Below are 21,370 nucleotides of genomic sequence, written 5' to 3'. Positions count from 1 at the left end.
TTTGCCACTGATCGCCTTCCGGTTGGCTACTTCCCGATGAGCCCCTTCTCCTCCAGGTAAGCCCGGGCCGCGTCCGCCGGCTTTGCCCGCTCGGCATCCACCTTCCGGTTCAACTCCACGAGATCCTCGGTCGTCAGCACCTTCGTGATCTTGTCGAGCGCGGCGGCTATCTCCGGCGAACCGGCGTCCTTCGCATTGACGACCGGCAGCACATTGTCGGCGTTCTGCAGCTTCTTGTCGTCTTCCAGCAGCACCAGCCCGAACTGCTCCAGGGTGGCGTCCGTCGTGGTCGTCAGCACCAGCTGGTCGGTGCCGTCCTTGACCGCCTGCTTGGCCTGCGGCGTACCGACGCCCTTGGGGTCGATGCCCGTCACGTCGATGCCGTACGTCTTCTTCAGACCCGGTGCGCAGAACGGCCGGATCTCGCACTCGTCGCCCGCCGCGATCTTCACCTTCAGCTTCGAGGCGCCGAGGTCGGAAAGGGTCCTGAGCTTGTTCTTCTCGGCGAATTCCTTGGACACGGCGAAGGCGTTCTGATCCACCGCGCCGCCGGCCGGGAGCACCTTCAGTCCGCGCGGAGAGGCGAGCTTCTCCAGCGCCGCGACGGTGGCGGTGACATCGCTGGAGGCGACCGGCTTCTCCTCCGACGCCTTCGGTCCGTTCACCTTGGCGTTGAGGAATTCCGCAAGCGTAGCCGCATATTCCGGTACGACGTCGATCTCGCCCTTCTCCAGGGAGGGTTCGTACAGCTCCCGGTTCTCCACGGTCTTGATGGAGGTGGTGTATCCGGCGTCCTTCAGCACCTGCGCGTAGAGCTCCGCCAGCACACTGGACTCGGTGAAACCGGCCGAGCCGACGACGAGCGTGCCCTTGTCGCCACCGCCGCGGGCCGAGGCCGCGTCCGCGCCGCCCTTCTTCTCCAGGCTGTCGCCCCCGCACGCGGCCAGCCCGCCGGTCAGCGCCGCCACGGCCAGTACCGCACCCGCCAGGCGCGAGGTCCTACTCATCACGTTCTCCGTCCGGATAGGGATACGTCGCTCCGCCGCACCGGGTTCCACACCCGTCCGGCGAGCACCAGCAGGCCCTCGACCGCCAGGGCGAGCGCCCCGACGATCAGCGCCCCCGCGACCACTTGCGCGGTGTCGTACGTGTTGAAACCCGCGGTGATGATCCGGCCGAGGCCGCCCTGGCCGGCCATCGCCGCGAGCGTCGCGGTGGCGATCACCTGCACGGTCGCCGACCGCACACCGGTCATCACCATCGGGAAGGCGAGCGGCAGTTCCACCTTCCGGAAGAGCTGCCCCCCGGACATCCCCATGCCGCGCGCCGCCTCGACCACCGCCCGGTCGACCTCGCGCATCCCGAGGTACGCGTTGGTGAGCAGCGGCGGCACCGCGAAGAGCACCAGGGCGAGGATCACCGGCAGGTAGCCGTGGCGCCCCAGCGGAGTGAGCGTCAGCAGCACCAGCACCGCCAGCGTGGGCACCGCCCGCCCCACGTTGGAGAGGTTGACGGCGAGGGCCCCGCCCTTGCCGACGTGCCCGAGCCAGAGGGCCAGGGGCAGGGCGATGAGGCACGAGATCAGCAGGGACACCCCGCTGACGTACAGGTGCTCGCCGAGCCGGTGCCACACCCCGCTCTCGCCCTGCCAGTTGGCCCCGGTCGTCAGCCACGTCCAGGAGTCCGCCACCGCGCCCATGCCTCAGCCCGCCCTTCCCGCACCCGCGCGGGTACGCGTACGTGTCGTACGCGTCCACGGAGTCAGCAGCCGCTGCGCGCCGAGCAGCAGCAGGTCCGCCGCGACCGCCAGCAGCACGCACAGCACCGACGCCGTGAGCACCTGCGCCTTGAAGTAGCTCTTCAGGCCGCCCGTGATGAGCGTGCCGAGCCCGCCGTAGTCGACGAGGGCGCCGACCGTCGTCAGCGCGATCGTGGACACCGTCGCCATCCGCACGCCCGCCATCACGGCGGGGAGCGCGAGCGGCAGTTCGACCTCCCACAGCAGGCGCCCGCGCCCGTACCCCATGCCGCGCGCCGCCTCACGGGTCTCCTCGGGTACGGCCGCGAGGCCCGCCAGGATGTTCCGTACGAGAATCGTCAGCGAGTAGAGCACCAGGCCCGTCACGACCAGGGCCGCCGAGAGCCCGAAGAGCGGCAGCAGCAGCGAGAACATCGCCAGCGACGGAATCGTGTAGAGCACGGTCGTCAGCCCGAGCACCGGCCCCGCCCACCGCGGCCGGGCGCGCACCAGCAGCGCCAGCGGAAACGCCACCGCCAGGCCGATCAGCACCGACACGACGGTGATCCAGACGTGCTGGACCGTCGCGTCGGTCAGCTCCTGGGCGCGGGAGCGGACGTACTCCGCGCAGATCCAGTCGTTGGCCACCAGACAGCTCGTCGCCGCGCTCACCCGCTCACCCCCGTTCGCCAGTTCGACCCGCCACCGACCCTAACCCCCGCCACTGACAATCACCCCGCGCCGCCACACCACGGCAACATGGCCTTCACACCGCACCGGCCACAATGGGGGAACCATGATCCGATTCGAGCATGTGACGAAGCGGTACCCGGACGGCACGACCGCCGTCGACGACCTGTCGTTCGAGGTGGCCGAGGGCGAACTCGTCACGCTCGTCGGTCCGTCCGGTTGCGGCAAGACCACCACGATGAAGATGGTCAACCGGCTCATCGAGCCGACCGAGGGCCGCATCCTCGTCGACGGACAGGACATCTCGGCCGTCGACCCCGTCCGGCTGCGCCGCCGGATCGGCTACGTCATCCAGCAGGTCGGCCTCTTCCCGCACAAGACGGTGCTGGAGAACACCGCGACCGTGCCCCACCTCCTCGGCACCCGGCGCGACCGGGCCCGCGCCCGCGCCGCCGAGCTGCTCGACCTCGTCGGCCTCGACCCGGCCACGTACGGCGACCGCTACCCCGACCAGCTCTCCGGCGGCCAGCGCCAGCGCGTCGGCGTGGCCCGCGCCCTGGCCGCCGACCCGCCGGTGCTGCTGATGGACGAGCCGTTCGGGGCGGTCGACCCGGTGGTGCGGGAGCGGCTCCAGAGCGAGTTCCTCAAGCTCCAGTCGGAGATGCGCAAGACGGTCCTGTTCGTCACGCACGACATCGAGGAGGCGGTCCGGCTCGGCGACCGCATCGCCGTGTACGGGCACGGCCGGATCGAGCAGCTGGACAGCCCGGCCACCGTGCTCGGCGCCCCCGCCACCCCGTACGTCGCCGACTTCGTCGGCGCGGACCGGGGCCTCAAGCGGCTGTCCGTCACCCCGATCGAGCCGGGCGACCTCGAACAGCCGCCGGTGGTCCACCTCGACGACCCGCTCCCGCGCGCGCTCGACTCCCGCTGGGCCGTCGTCCTGGACCGCGAGGACAACCTGCACGGCTGGATCTCCGCCGAGCAGGCCGCGCGCGGCAAGGGGTGGGTACGCGACCACGCGCGCCGCATGGAGGCGTGGCTGCCCGTCGGCGCCTCGCTCAAGCAGGCGTTCGCCACGATGCTCCAGCACGACGCGGGCTGGATCGCGGTCATCGACCGCGAGGAGCGGGGCCGCTTCCTCGGGGTGCTGACCCCGGCGCGGCTGCACGAGGCGCTGCGCCGCTCGACCGCCGCGGACGCGCGGGACGTCCCCCGTACGGACGTCGACGTCGAGACGGTCAGTTAGCGCTCAGCCGGCCGCTCAGCCACACCAGGGCGGGCGGGATCTCCCGGTTCCAGGTGGTGAAGTTGTGCCCGCCGCTGTCGAGGGTGATCGACGACACGCGTGCGGGCGCCTTCACCTTGGCGATGAACGCGCGCGTGCCCTTGAGGTTCCCCTCGCCCTGCTTCGACGTGGTCACCAGGAAGGACGAGCGGCCCTGCGGCAGGTGGTCCAGGCTCCACAGCAGGTTGGCGCGGTCGCGCAGCCGCCGGTCCCCCTTGAAGAGGTCGCCGGTCGTGACGTCCTCGGCGGCCTTGTAGTACGCGGAGAGGCCGGCGCCGGCCGCGTACCGCTCGGGGTGGTGGAGGGCGATCTTCAGCGCGCAGTAGCCGCCGGTCGAGTTGCCGATGAAGCCCCAGTTCCGCGGCTGCGTGCCCACGCGGTACGCCCCCGACACCGCCGTGGGGAGGTCCTCGGCGAAGAAGGTCTCGGTCTGCGGGCCGCCGGGGATGTCGACGCACTCGGTGTCCCGGGGCGGCGCCACGGTCGGGCGCAGCATCACCAGGACCATCGGCCGCATCTTCCCGCTCTTCACCTGCTCGTACGCCGTACGCGGGTACTTCAGGCCCTTGAGGAGGTTCTCCGCGGTGCCCGGGTAGCCGGTCAGGACGACCGCGGCGGGGAAGGTCTTCCCCGCGTACGCCGGCTGGAAGTACTCCGGCGGCAGGTACACGTACGCGGGGCTGGTGATCCCGGACTTCTTCCCGGCGATGAGGACCTTCTGGACCTGCCCGGCGGCCGCCGGGCGCCCGCCGCCCGGCACGCCCTCCGGCTTCAGCTCGGCGACGAGCTTGACCGACTTTCCGCCCTTCGAGTGGTCGACGACCACGCCCATCTGCTGCTCCTGGCCGAAGAGGTCGGCCCAGGACCCGTAGAAGAGGAAGTAGTTGTTGGCGGCCAGGCCGACCGACGCGAAGAGCCCCAGCTGGGTCGCGAGCAGCAGGCCGACCCTGCCGAGCACCGGGCGCAGGCCCCGGCGCGACAGGCGCGGCCACAGCCACACCGTGGCGGCGAACAGCCCCACGGCGACCACCGCGGCCAGCGCCAGAACCTTGTTGCTGGTCAGACCCATGAGTCGTTCTGATCCTCTTCGTCGAGAATTTCCCGGGGATGAATGAACCCGCCTCCCCTGGCCGCCGTCCTAGAGAGCGCACGTCTCCGGCCGACCGATTCTGCGGCCGAAAGGAACACTGGAATCTCTCGCGGAGCTACGGGAAACGATGTCTGTCACGAAAGATGGGGATAAGTCGGGATCGGTTCCGAATCGGATGCGCCGTGTCCTGCGCGGACCACGTGCCGAGAAGGTTCCCTCCCTGGTGGGCACGGCCTGCACGGCCATCGGTCTGATCGACATCGCCGCCGGGGTCTTCCCCCGCTTCCGGGCCAGCCGCGTGCACGCCATCGCGGAGGTGCTCCCCGGCACCCTGGGCCCGTTGTCGGCGGCGCTGTCCCTCAGCGCCGGCGTGCTGCTCCTGCTGCTCGCGCACGGCCTCAAGCGGCACAAGCGCCGCGCCTGGCGCGCCGCGGTGATCCTGCTGCCGGTCGGCGCGGTGGCCCAGTTCGTCTACCGGCACTCCGTCATCGGCGTCCTGTTCTCGCTCGTGCTGCTGGTGCTGCTCCTGCGTCACCGCGGCGAGTTCGCGGCCCTGCCCGACCCGCGCAGCCGCTGGAAGGCGCTGGCCAACTTCGTCCTCATGGGCGCCGGTTCCATCGCGCTGGGCCTGGTCATCGTCAGCGCCCACCCCGGGAAGGTCGTCGGCAGCCCGAGCCTGAGCGACCGTCTGGAGCACGTCCTGTACGGCCTGCTCGGCGTGGAGGGCCCGGTCGGCTACCGCGGCGGCGTCGACTGGACCGTCGGCTACTCGCTCGGCGCGCTCGGCCTGCTCACCGCCATCACCACCATCTACCTGGCCTTCCGCCCCGAACACCCGGTCGCCCGGCTCACCGAGGACGACGAGGCCCGGCTGCGCGCACTGCTGGAGCTGCACGGCGGGCGCGACTCGCTCGGCCACTTCGCGCTCCGCCGCGACAAGGGCGTCGTCTTCTCGCCCAGCGGCAAGGCCGCCGTCTGCTACCGGGTCGTCTCCGGCGTGATGCTGGCCAGCGGCGACCCGATCGGGGACGTCGAGGCCTGGCCCGGCGCCATCGAGCGCTTCATGGACGAGGCCAAGGCCCACTCCTGGACCCCGGCCGTGATGGGCTGCTCCGAGACGGGCGGCGAGGTCTGGACCCGCGAGACCGGCCTGGACGCGCTGGAGCTCGGGGACGAGGCGGTGGTGGACGTCGCGGATTTCTCCCTCACCGGGCGCGCCATGCGCAACGTGCGCCAGATGGTCAAGCGCATCGAGCGCAACGGGTACACGACGCGGGTCCGGCGCGCCCGTGACCTGACGGAGGGGGAACTGGACCGGATACGGCGCGCCGCGGCCGACTGGCGCGGCACCGACACCGAGCGCGGCTTCTCCATGGCCCTGGGCCGGATCGGCGACCCCGCGGACGGCGAGGCGGTCATCGCGACCGCCCACAAGGAGGACGACGACTCCGCCGCCTCTCCGTACGGCGACCTGAAGGCGATCATCCACTTCGTACCGTGGGGGACGGACGGCATGTCGCTGGAGCTGATGCGCCGCGACCGGTCCGCCGACCCGGGCATGAACGAACTGCTGATCGTCGCCGCCCTCCAGGCCGCGCCCACGCTGGGCGTGGAGCGGGTCTCGCTGAACTTCGCCATGTTCCGCTCCGCCCTCGCGCGCGGCGAGAAGCTCGGCGCCGGCCCGGTGCTGCGGGTGTGGCGGGGGCTGCTGGTCTTCCTCTCCCGCTGGTTCCAGATCGAGTCGCTGTACAAGTTCAACGCGAAGTTCCGGCCCCGCTGGGAGCCCCGTTTCGTGGTCTACCGCAACACCCGGGACCTCCCCCGCATCGGCTTCGCCGCCATGCAGGCCGAGGGCTTCGTGAACCTTGCCCCGCCCCGCCCCTTCCGCCGCCGCGCCGGCGCCGCCGCGGCCCGCCCCTGCGCGCACCTGCCCCGGACGGCGGCGGCCCCGGAACACGAGGTCCGCGCCGCCTGAGCCGTGGCCATGGCCGCCTGAGCCGTACCCCCTAGGCTGGACGCATGAGTACGTTGCGCGCGCGTGGCACGGCCCGGGGCCTGCCGGAGTGGGACCGCTGTGCGGTCATGGGGGTCGTCAATGTGACGCCCGACTCCTTCTCCGACGGCGGCCGCTGGTTCGACACCACGGCCGCCATCAAACACGGCCTGGAGCTGGTCGCCACGGGCGCCGACCTGGTGGACGTGGGCGGCGAGTCCACGCGCCCCGGCGCCACGCGCGTCGACGAGGACGAGGAGCTGCGGCGGGTCGTCCCCGTCGTACGCGGCCTGGCGGCCGAAGGGGTGACGGTCTCCGTCGACACCATGCGCGCCTCGGTGGCCCGCCGAGCGGTCGAGGCGGGCGCCGTACTCGTCAACGACGTCAGCGGCGGCCTCGCCGACCCCGAGATGGTGCCGTCCGTGGCCGCCGCCGAGGTGGCGTTCGTCGTCATGCACTGGCGCGGCTTCAGCGACAACATGAACAGCCTCGCCGTCTACGACGACGTGGTCGCCGAGGTCCTCGCCGAGCTCCGCGCGCGCCTGGCCGCCGTCATCGAGGGCGGCGTCGACCCCGAGCGGATCATCGTCGACCCGGGCCTGGGCTTCGCCAAGCAGGCGCCGCACGACCTCGCCCTCGTCGCCCACCTGGCGGACCTGCGCGCACTGGGCCACCCGCTGCTGGTGGCCGCCTCGCGCAAGCGGTTCCTCGGCCACATCCTGGCCGCCGACGGCGCGCCGCCGCCCCCGGCGCGCGAGCGGGACGCGGCCACCGCCGCCGTCTCGGCGATCGCGGCGCACGAAGGCGCCTGGGCCGTACGCGTCCACGACGTACGGGCGACGGCGGACGCGGTGCGGGTCGCCCGCGCCGTCGAGGGAGCCCTGTGAGCGACGCGCGCACCAACGACACGGAAGCGGTCGAACTGGCCAACACCGCCTTCTACGAGGCGATGGAGCGCGGCGACTTCGAGACGATCTCCGACCTCTGGCTGGACGACGCGTACGGCGAGATCTCCTGCGTGCACCCGGGCTGGCCGGTCCTTTCCGGCCGCGGCGAGGTGCTCCGCTCGTACGCGCTGATCATGGCGAACACCGAGTACATCCAGTTCTTCCTGACCGATGTGAAGGTGTCCGTGGCCGGCGACACGGCCCTGGTGACCTGCACCGAGAACATCCTCAGCGGCGGACCCGCCGAGGACGGCGCCGAGCTGGGGCCGCTCGTCGGCCAGCTGGTCGTCGCGACGAACGTCTTCCGCCGCACCCCCGACGGCTGGCGGATCTGGGCGCACCACGGCTCCCCCGTTCTGGCCGAATCCGGTGACGAGGAGGACGACGAGAACGGCTCCTGAGTGGGTAGGCGGGCGTAAGCGAGGCCCGTGGGCGGGCGCTGTCGGTGGTCGCAGGTAGATTCGAGTGGTGGCAACGCGCGTCGACCGCACCCGGCCGTGTGCCCGCCCGACCAACGACAGCAGGAGTGATTCGCGTGGATCGTGTCGCGCTGCGCGGCCTCAAGGCCCGTGGACACCATGGCGTCTTCCCCCGGGAGCGCGAGGAGGGCCAGACCTTCATCGTGGACCTGGTGCTGGGCCTCGACACCCGCCCCGCGGCCGCCGACGACGACCTGGCGAAGACCGTGCACTACGGCATCGTGGCGGAGGAGGTCGTGGACGTCGTGCAGGGGGAGCCGGTGGACCTGATCGAGACCCTCGCCGAGCGCATCGCCCAGCAGTGCCTGAAGCACGGCGGGGTCCAGGAGGTCGAGGTGACCGTCCACAAGCCGGACGCCCCGATCACCGTCCCCTTCGACGACGTCACCATCACCATCACGCGGAGGCGCGCATGAAGAGCACGCAGAGCGACCCGACGGTACAGCCGGTGCCCGCCTCCGTGGTGGAGCAGGTCGACGCCGCGGACATCACGCTCTCCAACCCCAAACGGGCCGTGATCGCCCTGGGCTCCAACCTCGGCAACCGCCTGGAGACCCTCCAGGGCGCCATCGACGCGCTGGAGGACACCCCTGGCGTCCGGATCAAGGCGGTCTCGCCCGTGTACGAGACGGAGCCGTGGGGCGTCGACCCCGGCTCCCAGCCGTCGTACTTCAACGCGGTCGTCGTGCTGAAGACCACGCTGCCCCCGGCGTCCCTGCTGGAGCGGGCGCACGCCGTGGAGGAGGCCTTCAACCGGGTCCGCGAGGAGCGCTGGGGCGCCCGCACGCTCGACGTCGACATCGTGGCGTACGCGGACGTCGTCTCCGACGACCCGGTCCTGACCCTGCCGCACCCGCGCGCCCACGAGCGCGCCTTCGTGCTGGCTCCGTGGCACGACGTGGACCCGGAGGCCCAGCTGCCCGGCGCCGGCGCGGTCGCCGAGCTGCTGGCGGCCGTCGGCCGGGAGGGTGTCCTCCCCCGGGCGGACCTGGAACTGCGGCTGCCGGAGTAGTCGTTGATCGAAACGAAGACCGTACGGCGCCGACCACGTAAGGACACCCGGTGAAGCAACTGCGGCTCAAGGTACTGGCCGGTCTCTTCGCCGTCGCCGGCATCCTCTCCTGGGGCGGCGCCCGGCTGTGGGAGTCGTTCGGCACCCTGCCGAGCGTCCCGCTCGCCGCGCCGATCGTCCTCGCCGCGATCGCCGTCGTCCTGCTGGCGACGGCCCTCTCGCTCCGCTCCCGCCTGCGCGCCCAGCGCGAGCGCCGGCCGGGGGCGAAGGGCGTCGAGCCGCTGATGGCGGCCCGCGCGGTGGTGTTCGGCCAGGCCAGCGCCCTGGTCACCGCCCTGGTCAGCGGGATGTACGGCGGCGTGGGCGTCTTCCTGCTCGGCTCCCTCGACATCCCGGCCCGCCGCGACCAGGCGATCTACGCCGGCTTCTCGGTCGCGGCGGGCATCGCGGTGATCGCGGCGGCGGTGTTCCTGGAGCGGGTCTGCCGGCTCCCGGAGGACGACGACGAGGTCCCGTCCGTGGGCTGACCGCCCACCGGGGGGCCGCGGGGCTACAGCAGCGTGCCGCCCGCGACCTCCGTCTCGGCGAGGATCGCCGACAGCCGGCCCAGCACGTCGGAGGAGAGCGCGACGCGCGCCGCGGCGAGGTTCTCCTCGATGTGGGCCGGGGTGCGGCTGCCCGGGATCGGCACCACGTGCGGGTCCTGGGCCAGCAGCCACGCCAGGGCGAGCTGCGCCGGGGTGAGGTCCAGCTCGGCGGCGATGCCCCGGACGGGGGCGAAGCGATCGTTGTTGGCCTGGTGGTTCGCGGCGCTGAAGCGCGGCATCTGCTGCCGGAAGTCGCCGTCCTTCACCTCGCCGACCGTGCCGGTCAGGAAGCCCGCGCCGAGCGGGGACCAGGCCACCAGGCCCACCCCGAGCTCGTGGGCGGTGGCGAGCAGCTCCGGGTCGACCGGGCGCCACATGGACCACTCGGTCTGGACGGCGGCCACCGGGTGCACGGCGTGCGCGGCGCGCAGCTGCTCGGCGGTGACGTTCGACAGGCCCAGGTGGCGGACCAGCCCCGCCCGGATCAGGTCCGCGACCGCGCCGACGGTGTCCTCCAGCGGCACCTGCGGGTCGGGGAAGTGCGGGTAGTACAGGTCGATCCGGTCGGTGCCCAGCTCCCGCAGGCTCGCCTCGGCGTACCCCCGTACGTGCTTGGGGTCGGCGTTGACGGCCAACTCGCCGAAGGCGAAGCCGACCGGGAAGGGGTGCGGCTCGATGCCCTCCGGCAGCCGGAAGCCGAACTTGGTCGCGAGGACGACCTCGTCGCGCCGCCCGCGCAGCGCCTTGCCTATGAGCCGCTCGTTGTGGCCGTCGGCGCCGTACCCGTCGGAGGTGTCGATGAGCGTGGCGCCCGCGTCGACGGCGGCGAGCAGCGCCCGCTCACCGCGCTCGTCGTCGATCTCGCCGTACACACCCGGGGACAGCACCATCGCGCCGAAGCCGAGGGCGGACACCTCCAGCCCGCCGAGCGAGCGCGTGGGCAACGGCGTCGACTGCTCGTTCGTGATCGTCATGCGGCGAGTCTTCACGGCACGACGGGCCGCGTCCACCACCTGTCCGGCATGAAAGACGCCGAAAGGCGCCCGGACCAAAGGGAGTTGACTACTCCGCCATGATGAGGCTCATCGCCTCGGCGCGCGTCGCCACGTCGCGCAGCTGACCGCGCACCGCGGAGGTGATCGTCTTCGCGCCGGGCTTGCGGATGCCGCGCATCGACATGCACATGTGCTCGCACTCGATGACGACGATCACGCCCCGGGGCTCCAGGATCTTCATCAGCGAGTCGGCGATCTGGGTGGTCAGGCGCTCCTGCACCTGCGGCCGGCGGGCGTACACGTCCACCAGCCGGGCCAGCTTCGACAGGCCCGTTATCTTGCCGCTGGTGGACGGGATGTACCCGACGTGGGCGACGCCCCGGAAGGGCACCAGGTGGTGCTCGCAGCAGGACGTGACCTCGATGTCCTTCACCAGGACCATCTCGTCGTGTCCGAGGTCGAACGTGGTCGTCAGGACGTCCTCGGGCTCCTGCCACAGGCCCGCGAATATCTCCCTGTACGCCCGCGCCACCCGGGCCGGGGTCTCCCGCAGGCCCTCACGGTCCGGATCCTCGCCGACCGCGATGAGGAGTTCCCGTACGGCGTTCTCGGCGCGCTTCTCGTCGAACACGCCGATCGTGCCCTCGCCGTCCAGAGTCACCGGGTCGGTCATGTGTGCCTCGTTCCGTATTGCCTGAGTACGCGCGTATGTGAAAAGCCGCGCTCCCACAGGCTAGAACCTGGGGAGCGCGGCTTTCATTCCGGGGCTTGCAGCCTTACGCCTCGGGGCGGTCCTCCGTGACCGGCTCCGCCGCCGGGGCGGCGGTGGTGTCGGAGGAGGAAGGACCGGAGCCGTTCGTCGCGGCGGAGCCGGCGGCGCCGTTGGTCAGCGCCAGCTCCTTCGGCGACAGCACCGGCGGCCGCGTCGACGGCGTACGCCGCGAGGAGCCGGTCCACGCCGGGCGGGCCGGGCGCTTGACGATCGGGGCGAAGATCTCGGCGATCTCCTCCTTGCCGAGCGTCTCCTTCTCCAGCAGCCGCAGGACGAGGTTGTCGAGGACGTCACGGTTCTCGACGAGGATCTCCCAGGCCTCGTTGTGCGCGGTCTCGATGAGCTTCTTGACCTCTTCGTCGACGAGCGCGGCGACCTCTTCCGAGTAGTCGCGCTGGTGCGCCATCTCGCGGCCCAGGAAGGGCTCGCTGTTGTCGCCGCCGAACTTGATCGCGCCGAGCCGCTCGGTCATGCCGTACTGCGTGACCATGGCCCGCGCGGTCGCGGTCGCCTTCTCGATGTCGTTGGCCGCGCCCGTGGTCGGGTCGTGGAAGACCAGCTCCTCGGCCGCGCGCCCGCCCAGCATGTAGGCCAGCTGGTCGAGCATCTCGTTGCGCGTGGTGGAGTACTTGTCCTCGTCCGGCAGGACCATGGTGTAGCCCAGGGCCCGGCCACGGGACAGGATGGTGATCTTGTGGACCGGGTCGGAGTTCGGACAGGCCGCCGCGACCAGGGCGTGACCGCCCTCGTGGTACGCGGTGATCTTCTTCTCCTTGTCCGACATGATCCGGGTCCGCTTCTGCGGGCCCGCGACCACCCGGTCGATCGCCTCGTCCAGCATGTGGTTGTCGATCAGCTTCTTGTCCGAGCGGGCGGTCAGCAGCGCCGCCTCGTTCAGGACGTTCGACAGATCGGCACCGGTGAAGCCCGGCGTACGACGCGCCACGGCGGACAGGTCGACGTCCGGAGCGACCGGCTTGCCCTTCTGGTGGACCTTGAGGATCTCCAGGCGGCCCAGCATGTCCGGGCGGTCGACGGCGATCTGCCGGTCGAAGCGGCCCGGGCGCAGCAGCGCCGGGTCGAGGATGTCCGGCCGGTTGGTGGCGGCGATCAGGATGACGCCACCCTTCACGTCGAAGCCGTCCATCTCGACGAGCAGCTGGTTCAGGGTCTGCTCGCGCTCGTCGTGACCGCCGCCGAGGCCCGCGCCGCGGTGCCGGCCGACGGCGTCGATCTCGTCGACGAAGACGATCGCCGGGGCGTTCGCCTTGGCCTGCTCGAAGAGGTCGCGCACACGCGAGGCACCGACACCGACGAACATCTCGACGAAGTCGGAGCCGGAGATCGAGTAGAACGGCACGCCGGCCTCGCCCGCGACGGCGCGCGCGAGGAGCGTCTTGCCCGTACCGGGCGGGCCGTACAGCAGCACGCCCTTGGGGATCTTGGCGCCGACGGCCTGGAACTTCGCCGGCTCCTGGAGGAACTCCTTGATCTCCTGGAGCTCCTCGACGGCCTCGTCGGACCCTGCCACGTCGGCGAAGGTCGTCTTCGGGGTGTCCTTGGTGATCAGCTTGGCCTTGGACTTCCCGAAGTTCATGACCCGGGAGCCGCCGCCCTGCATCTGATTCATCAGGAACAGGAAGACCACGACGATCAGTACGAAGGGCAGCAGCGACAGCAGCACCGAGACGAACGGGCTCTGCTTGGAGGGCGCGACGGTGTAGCCCTTGTCGATGTCACCCGCTTCGTACTTCTTCTGCAGCGTGGCGGCGAGGTCGGAGCCCTGCGTGCCGATGTAGCTCGCCTGGATCTTGTCGCTGCCCTTGACCTTCTGGCCGTCCTTGAGGTCGACCTTGATCATCTGTTCGTCGCCGGTGGTCAGCTTGACCTGGTCGACCTGGTTCTTGTCGATCGCCTGGACGACCTCGCCGGTGTCCACCGTCTTGTAGCCGCCCGACGAGCCGACGACCTGCATCAACACGACCACGGCGAGGACGGCCAGCACGATCCACATGACCGGCCCACGGAAGTATCGCTTCACGTCCATCCATACGGAGCGATGACGCCCCGTCCCTCCTGCCCGTAGGTAAATGCTGCTATGAGAAAAGACTGTTCTTCGGACGGTACCCCAGCATTGTCACCCGCGACCGCCTTCCCATGCTCCAACGGCGGGAAGGGGGCCGGGGTTCCCGTACGGCGCCGGGACATCAGGGGGCCAACCCGATCAGCCGCCGTAGACGTGCGGCGCCAGCGTCCCGACGAAGGGGAGGTTGCGGTACTTCTCCGCGTAATCCAGGCCGTATCCGACGACGAACTCGTTGGGAATGTCGAAGCCGATCCACTTCACGTCGATCGCGACCTTCGCCGCCTCGGGCTTGCGCAGCAGGGTGCAGACCTCCAGGGAGGCCGGCTCGCGCGAGCCGAGGTTCGACAGCAGCCACGACAGGGTCAGGCCGGAGTCGATGATGTCCTCGACGATCAGGACGTGCTTGCCCTTGATGTCGGTGTCCAGGTCCTTGAGGATCCGGACCACGCCGGAGGACTGGGTGCCCGCCCCGTACGAGGAGACGGCCATCCAGTCCATCGTGACGGGGGTGGACAGCGCGCGCGCCAGGTCCGCCATCACCATCACGGCGCCCTTGAGGACGCCGACGATGAGCAGGTCCTTGCCCGCGTACTCAGCGTCGATCTTCGCGGCCAGCTCGGCCAGCTTCGCGTCGATCTCTTCCTTGGTGATGAGCACCGACTGGAGGTCGGCGCCCATGTCTTTCTCGTTCACCCGGGTCACTTTCGTTGCAGCCTGCGTCAGCCTTGCCGAATGACCAGTCTGCCACCCTGTCGGCGTGCCTCGACGCGGCCGGGCAGATTGATGGCCCCCTGACCGCGCCAGCTGGTGATCAGCCGGTCGAGTTCCTCGATGTGCCGGGCGAAGAGGGAGCCCGCCGGGGCGCCTTCGGCGATGGCCGCGCGGCGCAGCACGCGGCGGCGGACGGCGGGCGGCAGCGCGTAGAGCCGGGCGCAGACCAGATGGCCGGTCTCGTCCCGTACGGAGGGCTCGACGTCGGCGGCCCAGGTGTCGAGCGCGTCGGCGTCGTCCCGGCAGAGCTGGGCCGTCCGGGCGAGGGCCTCGACGACGCCCTTGCCGAGCGACTTCTCCAGGGCGGGCAGGCCCTCGTGGCGCAGCCGCGACCGGGTGTAGGCCGGGTCGGCGTTCATCGGGTCGTCCCAGACGGGCAGGGACTGCACCATGCAGGCCTTGCGGGCCGTCTGCCGGTCGAGCTGGAGGAAGGGGCGGCGGTAGCGGCCCTCGGCGCCGGAGACGGCGGCCATCCCGGACAGCGAGCGGATGCCGGAGCCGCGGGCGAGGCCGAGCAGCACCGTCTCGGCCTGGTCGTCGCGGGTGTGCCCGAGCAGCACCGCGGCGGCGCCCAGCCGCTCGGCGGCCTCGTCCAGCGCGGCGTACCGGGCGTCGCGGGCCGCGGCCTCGGGTCCGCCGTCGCGGCCGACGGTCACGGTGACGGCCTCCACCGGGTCCAGCCCCATGGCGGTGAGCCGGACGGCGACCTCGGCGGCGCGCAGGCCGGAACCGTCCTGGAGGCCGTGGTCGACGGTGATGCCACCGGCGCGGACGGGCAGCTTGCGGGCCTCGAAGGCGAGGGCGGAGGCGAGCGCCATGGAGTCGGCGCCGCCGGAACAGGCGACCAGCACGAGCGGCGTCCACGACGCGTCGCGGGCGCCCGGGGGTGCGCTCGGTGCGGTCGGTGCGGCCTGTCCGGTCGGTGCGGTCGTGCTGAGCTCGGGGACGGTGTGCTGCGCGGTGTGCTCGGTGAGTACGTCGTGGAGAACGCGGCGGACCGCCAGGCGTATCGCCGCGACCGCAGGATGGGGACCCATGTCCGGTGCCCTTCGTGTGAAGTTGGGGGGTGCCTCGGTCGGAGTCTTAACGGTCGGACCGGAGGGTTCGGTCACTCACGGTGCATCGATCGTGACAGAACACGGCCGATACCCGAGCATCGCACGCCTACCCACCGCCCACGGTCCCTCGGATGGGTGATTGGAGGGGCGTCTTCTGCCCTCGGCCGGATCGGACTCGTCACTTCCCTTTACGGTGCTCCCTCTGCTTTACGGTGCACCCTCGCGACCCAGTCCGCCGGTGTGGCGATCTCCGCCTTGGTGGGCAGCGTGTTCGGGGAGGTCCACACCCGGTTGAAGCCGTCCATGCCGACCTCGTCGACCACCGCCCGGACGAACTTCTCGCCGTCCCGGTACTGGCGCAGCTTGGCGTCCAGGCCGAGCAGTTTGCGCAGGGCCAGGTCGAGGCGGGACGCGCCGCGCGCCCGGCGCTGCTGGAACTTCTCGCGGATCTCGGCGACCGACGGGACGACCTGCGGTCCCACCCCGTCCATCACGTAGTCCGCGTGCCCTTCGAGGAGGGACATGACAGCGGTCAGCCGGCCGAGGATCTCGCGCTGCTCGGGCGTCTGGACGAGCTCGACCAGGGAGCGGCCCTCGCCCTCCTCGCCCTCGGGGCGGGCCCCCACGAGCGTCTGGGCGGCCTCGCGCAGCCGCTCCAGCACGGTGGCCGGATCGACGTCGGTGGCGCTCAGGAATGACTGGATCTCGCCCTGCAGATGGTCGCGCAGCCACGGCACGCCGGTGAACTGCGTGCGGTGCGTCTCCTCGTGCAGACACACCCAGAGCCGGAAGTCGTGCGGGACCACGTCCAGCTCGCGCTCGACGTGGACGATGTTCGGCGCCACCAGCAGCAGCCGCCCGCCGCCGTTCTGCCCGGCGGGCAACTCGCGCGTGGCCGGGGCGAAGGTCTCGTACTGGCCGAGGACCCGGGAGGCCAGGAACGACAGCAGCATGCCGAGCTCGACGCCGGTCACCTTGCCGCCCACCGCGCCCAGCACGGCCCCGCCCGGGGAGGCCGAGCGGCGCTCCTGCAACTTCTCCAGCAGGGGTTTGAGCAGTTCGCGGAAGCCCGCGACGTTCGCCCTCACCCAGCCGGGCCGGTCGACGACCAGGATCGGGGTGTCCTCCGGGAGGTGGCCCTCGGGGATCATCCGGGTGTACGCCCGGACGTGCTCCTCCGATGCCTTCGCGTGGCGCCGCAGCTCGGCGACGACCGCCCGCGCCTCCTCCCGGCTCACCTCGGGCCCGGGCCGTACCAGCCGGGTCGCGGTCGCCACCGCGAGGTTCCAGTCGACCATCTCCGCACCACCGATGCTCGTCATGCGTCAACCGTACGTGCTCGGCCGCGTGGAGGGTGAGGGATGGGACGGCGCCCTTCGCAGCCGCTCGCCGGTCCCGTCACGGAGCCGTCAGCGGGTCAGCGCGGCGGCGAGGCGGTCCAGAGCGGGCTGGGCGGCGTGCGCGGACGGGGTCTCGCCGGCGAGAAACGCGAAGGCGAGCAGTCGTCCGTTCGCGGTCACCACGGTCCCGGCGAGGGAGTTCACGCCGGTGAGGGTGCCGGTCTTGGCGCGGATCAGACCGGCGCCCGGGGAACCGTCGGCGTAACGGTCCTTCAGGGTGCCGCTGAAGCCGCCGACCGGGAGGCCCGTGAGGACGGGGCGCAGTTCGGGGCGGGCGGGGTCGGCGGCGCGGGCGAGCACCGCGGTCAGGAGCGCGGCGGAGACCTTGTCGCGCCGGTCGAGGCCGCTGCCGTCGGCGAACCGCGCCCCCGCGAGCGGGACGCCGAGCCTGTCCAGCCGCTCGCGGACGGCGCGGCCGGCGCCGTCGAAGCTGGCGGGCTCGCCGGTGGCGAGGGCGGTGTGGCGGGCCAGGGCCTCGGCGAGGTCGTTGTCGCTGTGGGTCAGGGTGTGCTCGACCAGCGCCGAGAGCGGCTGGGAGTAGGTCCTGGCGAGCCGGGTGGCCTTCTTGGGCGCCTTGGCGCGGGCGGGCGGCTTGCCGGTGGTGACGTCCAGTTCGGCGAGGAGCCCGGCGAAGGCGCGGGCGGTGTCCCCGGCCGGGTCGGCGGAGCGGGGCGCGGGGCCGGTTCCGGGGCCGTCGCCCCTGCCCTCGGCGGTCATCAGGGGCGTCACCGCGGCGATGTTGTCGTTGACGCCGATGGGGTGGCGCTCCGGGCCCGAGTAGAGGGAGGTGTCGTACGTGAGCCGGACGGTGGTGGCGCCGCGGTCGCGCAGGGCGCGGGCGGTGTCCCTCGCGAGGGCGGCGAGCCGGCGCCCGTCGAGGGTCGGGTCGCCGCCGCCGACCAGGGTGACGGTGCGGAAGTCCGCGGAGGCCACGACGGTGGTGGGGATGCGGTGGTCCGGGCCGAGGGCGGAGAGCGCGGCGGCCGCGGTGGCGACCTTCACGGTGGAGGCGGGTGTCATCGGGGCCGCGGCCCCGTTCCCGTACAGCTGCTCGCCGGTGGCGACGTCCACGACCGCCGCCGTACGCAGCGGGCCCAGGTCCGGCGAGGCGAGCAGCGGCTCCAGGGCGGCCGCGAGGGCGGTGGGCGCGGTGGCGGGCGGCGGGGCGGCGGCCTTGTCGGGAGCGGTGGCGGCGGCGACGGCGGTGAGCACGCCGGCGGCGCTCGGGGCGGGTGCGGGGGCGTCGGGCCGGGCGGGGCGGTCGGGGCGGGCGGCCGGGCCTCCGGGGGCGGCCGCGCCGTGATCTGCGCCACCCGCGCGGGCCCCGGCGGCGGCGCGGGCGCGCTCCGCCGTACGCTGACCCGAGTCCCAGGGACCGGCGAGGCCCGCCGCGCCGGCCGAGAGGACCAGGCCGAGCAGGGCCGAGCCGGCGGCGAGCTGCAAGACCTTCGGCTCCGGCACGGCCGACCAGCCCCTTTCGCGAGCACTCAGTAGCGTGAGGGACACTTAATCACTGAGCTGTGCCGTGAGCACGGCACCCCCGCTTTGTGTTGATCTTGGAGGAGCCACCCGTGGAGTTCGACGTCACCATCGAGATCCCGAAGGGGTCGCGGAACAAGTACGAGGTGGACCACGAGACCGGTCGTATCCGACTGGACCGCCACCTCTTCACGTCGACCGTCTACCCGGCCGACTACGGCTTCGTCGAGGGCACCCTGGGCGAGGACGGCGACCCGCTGGACGCGCTGGTCATCCTGGACGAGCCGACTTTCCCGGGTGTCCTGGTCAAGTGCCGCGCCATCGGCATGTTCCGCATGACGGACGAGGCGGGCGGCGACGACAAGCTGCTGTGCGTGCCGGCCTCCGACCCGCGCATGGAGCACCTGCGGGACATCCACCACGTGTCCGAGTTCGACCGCCTGGAGATCCAGCACTTCTTCGAGGTCTACAAGGACCTGGAGCCCGGCAAGTCCGTCGAGGGCGCCAACTGGGTCGGCCGCGCCGAGGCCGAGGCCGAGATCGAGGCCTCCATCAAGCGCCTGGAGGCGCAGGGCGGCGCTCACTGAGCCCCGTACCGCAGTCGGTACGCGCACGGGCGGTGCACCTTCACAGGTGCACCGCCCGTCGTGCGTCCGGACACTCTCCGGACACGACCTAGCCCCTTGCCCATGCGCATACTGGGCAGACGGGTCGGATGGGAGTGAGGGACAGGGTAGTGACGGCGGAGGAAGCGGGCGTTCCGGAGGACCGGAAGCCTCAGTCGGACGAGGCGCACAGCGCCTTCACTCCGCCACCGGGGGTGGAGCAGCCCCTCGGGCCCGAGGAGGACCAGCCGACGTCGGAGTTCGCCGTTCCGCGCGGCCTGGCGCCGGAGACCCAGGCGGAGCCGGAGGGCTCGGCGTTCGCGCCGCCGTCGACGTACGGGGCGAAGCAGTCTCCGCCCGCGTTCACGCCCGCACACGGCTTTCCCGCGGTGAAGCTGTCGCGGGACGCGCCCTGGCAGGACCGGATGCGCACCATGCTGCGGATGCCGGTGAGCGAGCGGCCGGTGCCGGAGCCGGTGCAGCGGCACGAGGAGGTCGGCCCGGCGGTTCCGCGCGTGCTGGACCTGACGCTGCGTATCGGCGAGCTGCTGCTCGCGGGCGGCGAGGGCGCCGAGGACGTCGAGGCGGCGATGTTCGCGATCTGCCGCTCGTACGGGCTCGACCGCTGCGAGCCGACCGTGACCTTCACGCTGCTGTCGATCACGTACCAGCCGTCGCTGGTGGACGACCCGGTGACGGCGAACCGCACCGTGCGGCGGCGGGGGACGGACTACACGCGGCTGGTGGCGGTGTACGCGCTGGTCGCCGACATCAACACCGAGGACTACGACGTCACGCTGGAGGAGGCGTACCGGCGCCTCGCGGAGATCCGGCGCAACCGGCACCCGTATCCGGGGTGGGTCCTCACGCTGGCGGCGGGTCTGCTGGCCGGCGCGGCGTCGATGCTGCTCGGCGGTGACATGGCCGTCTTCGCGGTGGCGGCGGCGGGCGCGATGCTCGGCGACCGGCTGGCGTGGCTGTGCGCGGGGCGCGGGCTGCCGGAGTTCTACCAGTTCGCGGTGGCGGCGGTGCCGCCGGCGGCGCTGGGGGTGGTGGTGAGCCTGCTGCACGCGGGGCTCCAGCCGAACGCCGTGATCACCGGTGGGCTGTTCGCGCTGATCCCGGGGCGGGCGCTGGTGGCGGCCGTCCAGGACGGCCTGACCGGCTTCTACATCACCGCCTCGGCGCGGCTGCTGGAGGTGGCGTACTTCTTCGTCGCCATCGTGGTGGGCGTGCTCACCGTGCTGTACGTGGGCGTGGAGTTCTTCCAGGCGAAGCTGAACCCGGAGGGGGCGCTCCAGGCCGTCGAGCGGCCGTGGATGCAGATCCTGGCGGCGGTGCTGCTGTCGGTGACCTTCGCGGTGCTGCTGCAGCAGGATCGTTCCACCGTGCTCTTCGTGGCGCTCAACGGCGGCGTCGCATGGGTCGTGTACGCGTCGATCGCGGTGACCGCGGACGGGCCGACGGTCCTCGCGACGGCGGTCGCGGCGGGGCTGGTGGGCCTCTTCGGGCAGCTGTTCGCGCGGTACGAGCACACGTCGTCGATGCCGTACGTGACGGCGGCGATCGGGCCGCTGCTGCCGGGTAGCGCGACGTACCTGGGGGTGCTGAACATCGCGCAGAACAACCTGGACGCGGGGTTCGCCTCGCTGGCGCGGGCGGCGGCGCTCGCGCTGGCGATCGCGATCGGCGTGAACCTCGGGGGCGAGATGGCGCGCATGTTCATCCGCGCGCCGGGGTCGGCGGCGGCCCGGCGCGCGGCGAAGCGGACGCGCGGCTTCTGAGCGGCTGGGCGGTCTTCGAGCGGCTGCGAGCCGCCTCAGGCCGCGCGCGGGGCCCGCCCGGCGCCTTGGAAGCCCGGGGTCCCCTGGGGCATCACGCCCGTGCGGCGCAGGAACGCGTACCCGACGCCCAGGCCGATGGCGACCGGCCATTCGATGACGTCCGCCACGCCGAGCACGCCGAGGCCCAGGTAGACCGGGAGGCCCCGTTTGGCGGGCAGGACCTGGCGGGCGACCGCCACCGGGAGCATCGCCGCGTTGGCCGCGCCGTTCGCGACGCGGTCGAAGGACGGCACGGTGAAGCTGACCGTGCGCCCGCCGCCGCCATCGCCGGAGTTCACGGACTTCACGGGTGTCTCGACCGCCTCGGGGACCGTCTGCCGCTCCTTGGGCGGTTCCGCGGCCACCTTCTTGGCGCGGGCGGTCGAGCGCGACTTCGCCGAAGCGGACTTGGTCGTGGCGGATTTCGTCCTACCCGACTTCGCCGCACTGGTGGACTTGGTCGCACTGGCGGACTTCGTCGAGGAGGAGCGCTTACGAGGCGTTGGAGATGTGGCCACAGGTCTCACATCCGCACATCTGGTATGGGCAGTTTGTCT

The 21,370-nt window shown here is 71.9% G+C and carries 21 protein-coding genes; 9 read left to right on the top strand and 12 right to left on the bottom strand.

Annotated elements, in window-relative coordinates:
- Nucleotides 1-26 precede the first annotated feature (26 nt).
- The 3 genes from ACIRNI_RS06075 to ACIRNI_RS06065 are packed head-to-tail and all read right to left on the bottom strand — an operon-like array spanning nt 27 to nt 2,410.
- Nucleotides 27-1,007, bottom strand: a complete 981-nt coding sequence (locus tag ACIRNI_RS06075; protein WP_403548714.1) for an ABC transporter substrate-binding protein — start codon at nt 1,005-1,007, stop codon at nt 27-29.
- Nucleotides 1,007-1,699 carry an ABC transporter permease gene (locus tag ACIRNI_RS06070; protein WP_403548712.1) on the bottom strand — a complete coding sequence of 231 codons (693 nt, stop codon included), beginning with the start codon at nt 1,697-1,699 and terminating at the stop codon, nt 1,007-1,009. Before ACIRNI_RS06070 ends, ACIRNI_RS06075 begins: the two co-directional genes overlap by 1 nt.
- A gap of 3 nt (nt 1,700-1,702) precedes the next feature.
- Nucleotides 1,703-2,410, bottom strand: a complete 708-nt coding sequence (locus ACIRNI_RS06065; RefSeq protein ID WP_403548710.1) for an ABC transporter permease — start codon at nt 2,408-2,410, stop codon at nt 1,703-1,705.
- Between the two features lie 124 nt (nt 2,411-2,534).
- Between ACIRNI_RS06065 and ACIRNI_RS06060 the strand changes: the two genes are divergently transcribed.
- Entirely contained in the window at nt 2,535-3,677 is a 1,143-nt protein-coding gene (locus tag ACIRNI_RS06060; RefSeq protein ID WP_403548708.1) for an ABC transporter ATP-binding protein, read from the top strand.
- Here ACIRNI_RS06060 and ACIRNI_RS06055 read toward each other — a convergent pair.
- A complete protein-coding gene (locus tag ACIRNI_RS06055) occupies nt 3,670-4,785 on the bottom strand; it encodes an alpha/beta hydrolase (protein ID WP_403548706.1) in 1,116 nt (371 codons plus the stop codon). The genes ACIRNI_RS06060 and ACIRNI_RS06055 overlap by 8 nt on opposite strands.
- A gap of 148 nt (nt 4,786-4,933) precedes the next feature.
- On the opposite strand from ACIRNI_RS06055, the gene ACIRNI_RS06050 reads away from it, so the two are divergent.
- From ACIRNI_RS06050 to ACIRNI_RS06025, 6 genes are all read left to right on the top strand, one after another.
- Nucleotides 4,934-6,781 carry a phosphatidylglycerol lysyltransferase domain-containing protein gene (locus tag ACIRNI_RS06050; protein ID WP_403548704.1) on the top strand — a complete coding sequence of 616 codons (1,848 nt, stop codon included), beginning with the start codon at nt 4,934-4,936 and terminating at the stop codon, nt 6,779-6,781.
- A 44-nt stretch (nt 6,782-6,825) separates the two neighbouring features.
- On the top strand, nt 6,826-7,686 hold the full coding sequence (folP, locus tag ACIRNI_RS06045) for a dihydropteroate synthase (RefSeq protein ID WP_403548702.1): 861 nt from the start codon (nt 6,826-6,828) through the stop codon (nt 7,684-7,686).
- Nucleotides 7,683-8,147 (top strand): nuclear transport factor 2 family protein, encoded by a 465-nt coding sequence (locus ACIRNI_RS06040; protein ID WP_355363067.1) that lies wholly within the window; start codon nt 7,683-7,685, stop codon nt 8,145-8,147. The genes folP and ACIRNI_RS06040 overlap by 4 nt, the downstream gene beginning before the upstream one ends.
- A 134-nt stretch (nt 8,148-8,281) precedes the next feature.
- Nucleotides 8,282-8,641 (top strand): dihydroneopterin aldolase, encoded by a 360-nt coding sequence (gene folB / locus ACIRNI_RS06035; RefSeq protein WP_355363069.1) that lies wholly within the window; start codon nt 8,282-8,284, stop codon nt 8,639-8,641.
- Complete coding sequence (folK, locus tag ACIRNI_RS06030) at nt 8,638-9,237, top strand: 2-amino-4-hydroxy-6-hydroxymethyldihydropteridine diphosphokinase (protein WP_403548699.1); 600 nt, start codon at nt 8,638-8,640, stop codon at nt 9,235-9,237. The genes folB and folK overlap by 4 nt, the downstream gene beginning before the upstream one ends.
- A 50-nt stretch (nt 9,238-9,287) precedes the next feature.
- On the top strand, nt 9,288-9,764 hold the full coding sequence (locus tag ACIRNI_RS06025; RefSeq protein WP_355363073.1) for a DUF3180 domain-containing protein: 477 nt from the start codon (nt 9,288-9,290) through the stop codon (nt 9,762-9,764).
- Nucleotides 9,765-9,787: 23 nt separating this feature from the next.
- Here ACIRNI_RS06025 and ACIRNI_RS06020 read toward each other — a convergent pair whose 3' ends face one another.
- The 7 genes from ACIRNI_RS06020 to dacB form a co-directional block, all read right to left on the bottom strand.
- Entirely contained in the window at nt 9,788-10,798 is a 1,011-nt protein-coding gene (locus tag ACIRNI_RS06020; RefSeq protein WP_403548697.1) for an aldo/keto reductase, read from the bottom strand.
- An 88-nt stretch (nt 10,799-10,886) separates the two neighbouring features.
- Complete coding sequence (folE, locus tag ACIRNI_RS06015; RefSeq protein ID WP_355363077.1) at nt 10,887-11,492, bottom strand: GTP cyclohydrolase I FolE; 606 nt, start codon at nt 11,490-11,492, stop codon at nt 10,887-10,889.
- Between the two features lie 103 nt (nt 11,493-11,595).
- Nucleotides 11,596-13,638: an ATP-dependent zinc metalloprotease FtsH gene (ftsH, locus tag ACIRNI_RS06010; RefSeq protein ID WP_403548696.1), complete on the bottom strand. Its 2,043-nt coding sequence runs from the start codon at nt 13,636-13,638 to the stop codon at nt 11,596-11,598.
- Between the two features lie 177 nt (nt 13,639-13,815).
- Nucleotides 13,816-14,355 carry a hypoxanthine phosphoribosyltransferase gene (gene hpt / locus ACIRNI_RS06005; protein WP_031077393.1) on the bottom strand — a complete coding sequence of 180 codons (540 nt, stop codon included), beginning with the start codon at nt 14,353-14,355 and terminating at the stop codon, nt 13,816-13,818.
- Between the two features lie 41 nt (nt 14,356-14,396).
- On the bottom strand, nt 14,397-15,485 hold the full coding sequence (gene tilS, locus ACIRNI_RS06000; protein ID WP_403548695.1) for a tRNA lysidine(34) synthetase TilS: 1,089 nt from the start codon (nt 15,483-15,485) through the stop codon (nt 14,397-14,399).
- 209 nt (nt 15,486-15,694) lie between these two features.
- Entirely contained in the window at nt 15,695-16,828 is a 1,134-nt protein-coding gene (locus ACIRNI_RS05995) for a zinc-dependent metalloprotease (protein WP_403548693.1), read from the bottom strand.
- Between the two features lie 87 nt (nt 16,829-16,915).
- Complete coding sequence (gene dacB, locus ACIRNI_RS05990) at nt 16,916-18,367, bottom strand: D-alanyl-D-alanine carboxypeptidase/D-alanyl-D-alanine-endopeptidase (protein ID WP_403548691.1); 1,452 nt, start codon at nt 18,365-18,367, stop codon at nt 16,916-16,918.
- A 110-nt stretch (nt 18,368-18,477) separates the two neighbouring features.
- Here dacB and ACIRNI_RS05985 point away from each other — a divergent pair, with 110 nt between their 5' ends.
- Both ACIRNI_RS05985 and ACIRNI_RS05980 read left to right on the top strand, forming a co-directional pair.
- Entirely contained in the window at nt 18,478-18,972 is a 495-nt protein-coding gene (locus tag ACIRNI_RS05985) for an inorganic diphosphatase (RefSeq protein WP_031077398.1), read from the top strand.
- A 149-nt stretch (nt 18,973-19,121) separates the two neighbouring features.
- The gene (locus tag ACIRNI_RS05980; RefSeq protein ID WP_403548689.1) at nt 19,122-20,774 is read left to right on the top strand and encodes a threonine/serine exporter ThrE family protein; all 1,653 of its coding nucleotides are present in this window, start codon (nt 19,122-19,124) and stop codon (nt 20,772-20,774) included.
- Nucleotides 20,775-20,809: 35 nt separating this feature from the next.
- Here the strand turns inward: ACIRNI_RS05980 and ACIRNI_RS05975 are convergent, their stop codons facing one another.
- Nucleotides 20,810-21,331: a hypothetical protein gene (locus ACIRNI_RS05975; RefSeq protein ID WP_403548687.1), complete on the bottom strand. Its 522-nt coding sequence runs from the start codon at nt 21,329-21,331 to the stop codon at nt 20,810-20,812.
- Nucleotides 21,332-21,370: the final 39 nt, after the last annotated feature.

The organism is Streptomyces sp. NPDC093546 (genome assembly GCF_044765045.1).
Lineage (GTDB): Bacteria > Actinomycetota > Actinomycetes > Streptomycetales > Streptomycetaceae > Streptomyces.
The sequence above is the reverse complement of the archived record's forward strand: the minus strand, read 5'-3'. Positions and strand labels throughout refer to the sequence as shown.

Bases quoted from the DNA above. Each gene is read 5' to 3' on its own strand.
- ACIRNI_RS06075 (WP_403548714.1), bottom strand. From the start codon at position 1,007: ATGAGTAGGACCTCGCGCCTGGCGGGTGCGGTACTGGCCGTGGCGGCG.
- ACIRNI_RS06070 (WP_403548712.1), bottom strand. From the start codon at position 1,699: ATGGGCGCGGTGGCGGACTCCTGGACGTGGCTGACGACCGGGGCCAAC.
- ACIRNI_RS06060 (WP_403548708.1), top strand. From the start codon at position 2,535: ATGATCCGATTCGAGCATGTGACGAAGCGGTACCCGGACGGCACGACC.
- ACIRNI_RS06055 (WP_403548706.1), bottom strand. From the start codon at position 4,785: ATGGGTCTGACCAGCAACAAGGTTCTGGCGCTGGCCGCGGTGGTCGCC.
- ACIRNI_RS06050 (WP_403548704.1), top strand. From the start codon at position 4,934: ATGTCTGTCACGAAAGATGGGGATAAGTCGGGATCGGTTCCGAATCGG.
- folP (WP_403548702.1), top strand. From the start codon at position 6,826: ATGAGTACGTTGCGCGCGCGTGGCACGGCCCGGGGCCTGCCGGAGTGG.
- folK (WP_403548699.1), top strand. From the start codon at position 8,638: ATGAAGAGCACGCAGAGCGACCCGACGGTACAGCCGGTGCCCGCCTCC.
- ACIRNI_RS06020 (WP_403548697.1), bottom strand. From the start codon at position 10,798: ATGACGATCACGAACGAGCAGTCGACGCCGTTGCCCACGCGCTCGCTC.
- folE (WP_355363077.1), bottom strand. From the start codon at position 11,492: ATGACCGACCCGGTGACTCTGGACGGCGAGGGCACGATCGGCGTGTTC.
- ftsH (WP_403548696.1), bottom strand. From the start codon at position 13,638: ATGGACGTGAAGCGATACTTCCGTGGGCCGGTCATGTGGATCGTGCTG.
- hpt (WP_031077393.1), bottom strand. From the start codon at position 14,355: ATGGGCGCCGACCTCCAGTCGGTGCTCATCACCAAGGAAGAGATCGAC.
- tilS (WP_403548695.1), bottom strand. From the start codon at position 15,485: ATGGGTCCCCATCCTGCGGTCGCGGCGATACGCCTGGCGGTCCGCCGC.
- ACIRNI_RS05995 (WP_403548693.1), bottom strand. From the start codon at position 16,828: ATGACGAGCATCGGTGGTGCGGAGATGGTCGACTGGAACCTCGCGGTG.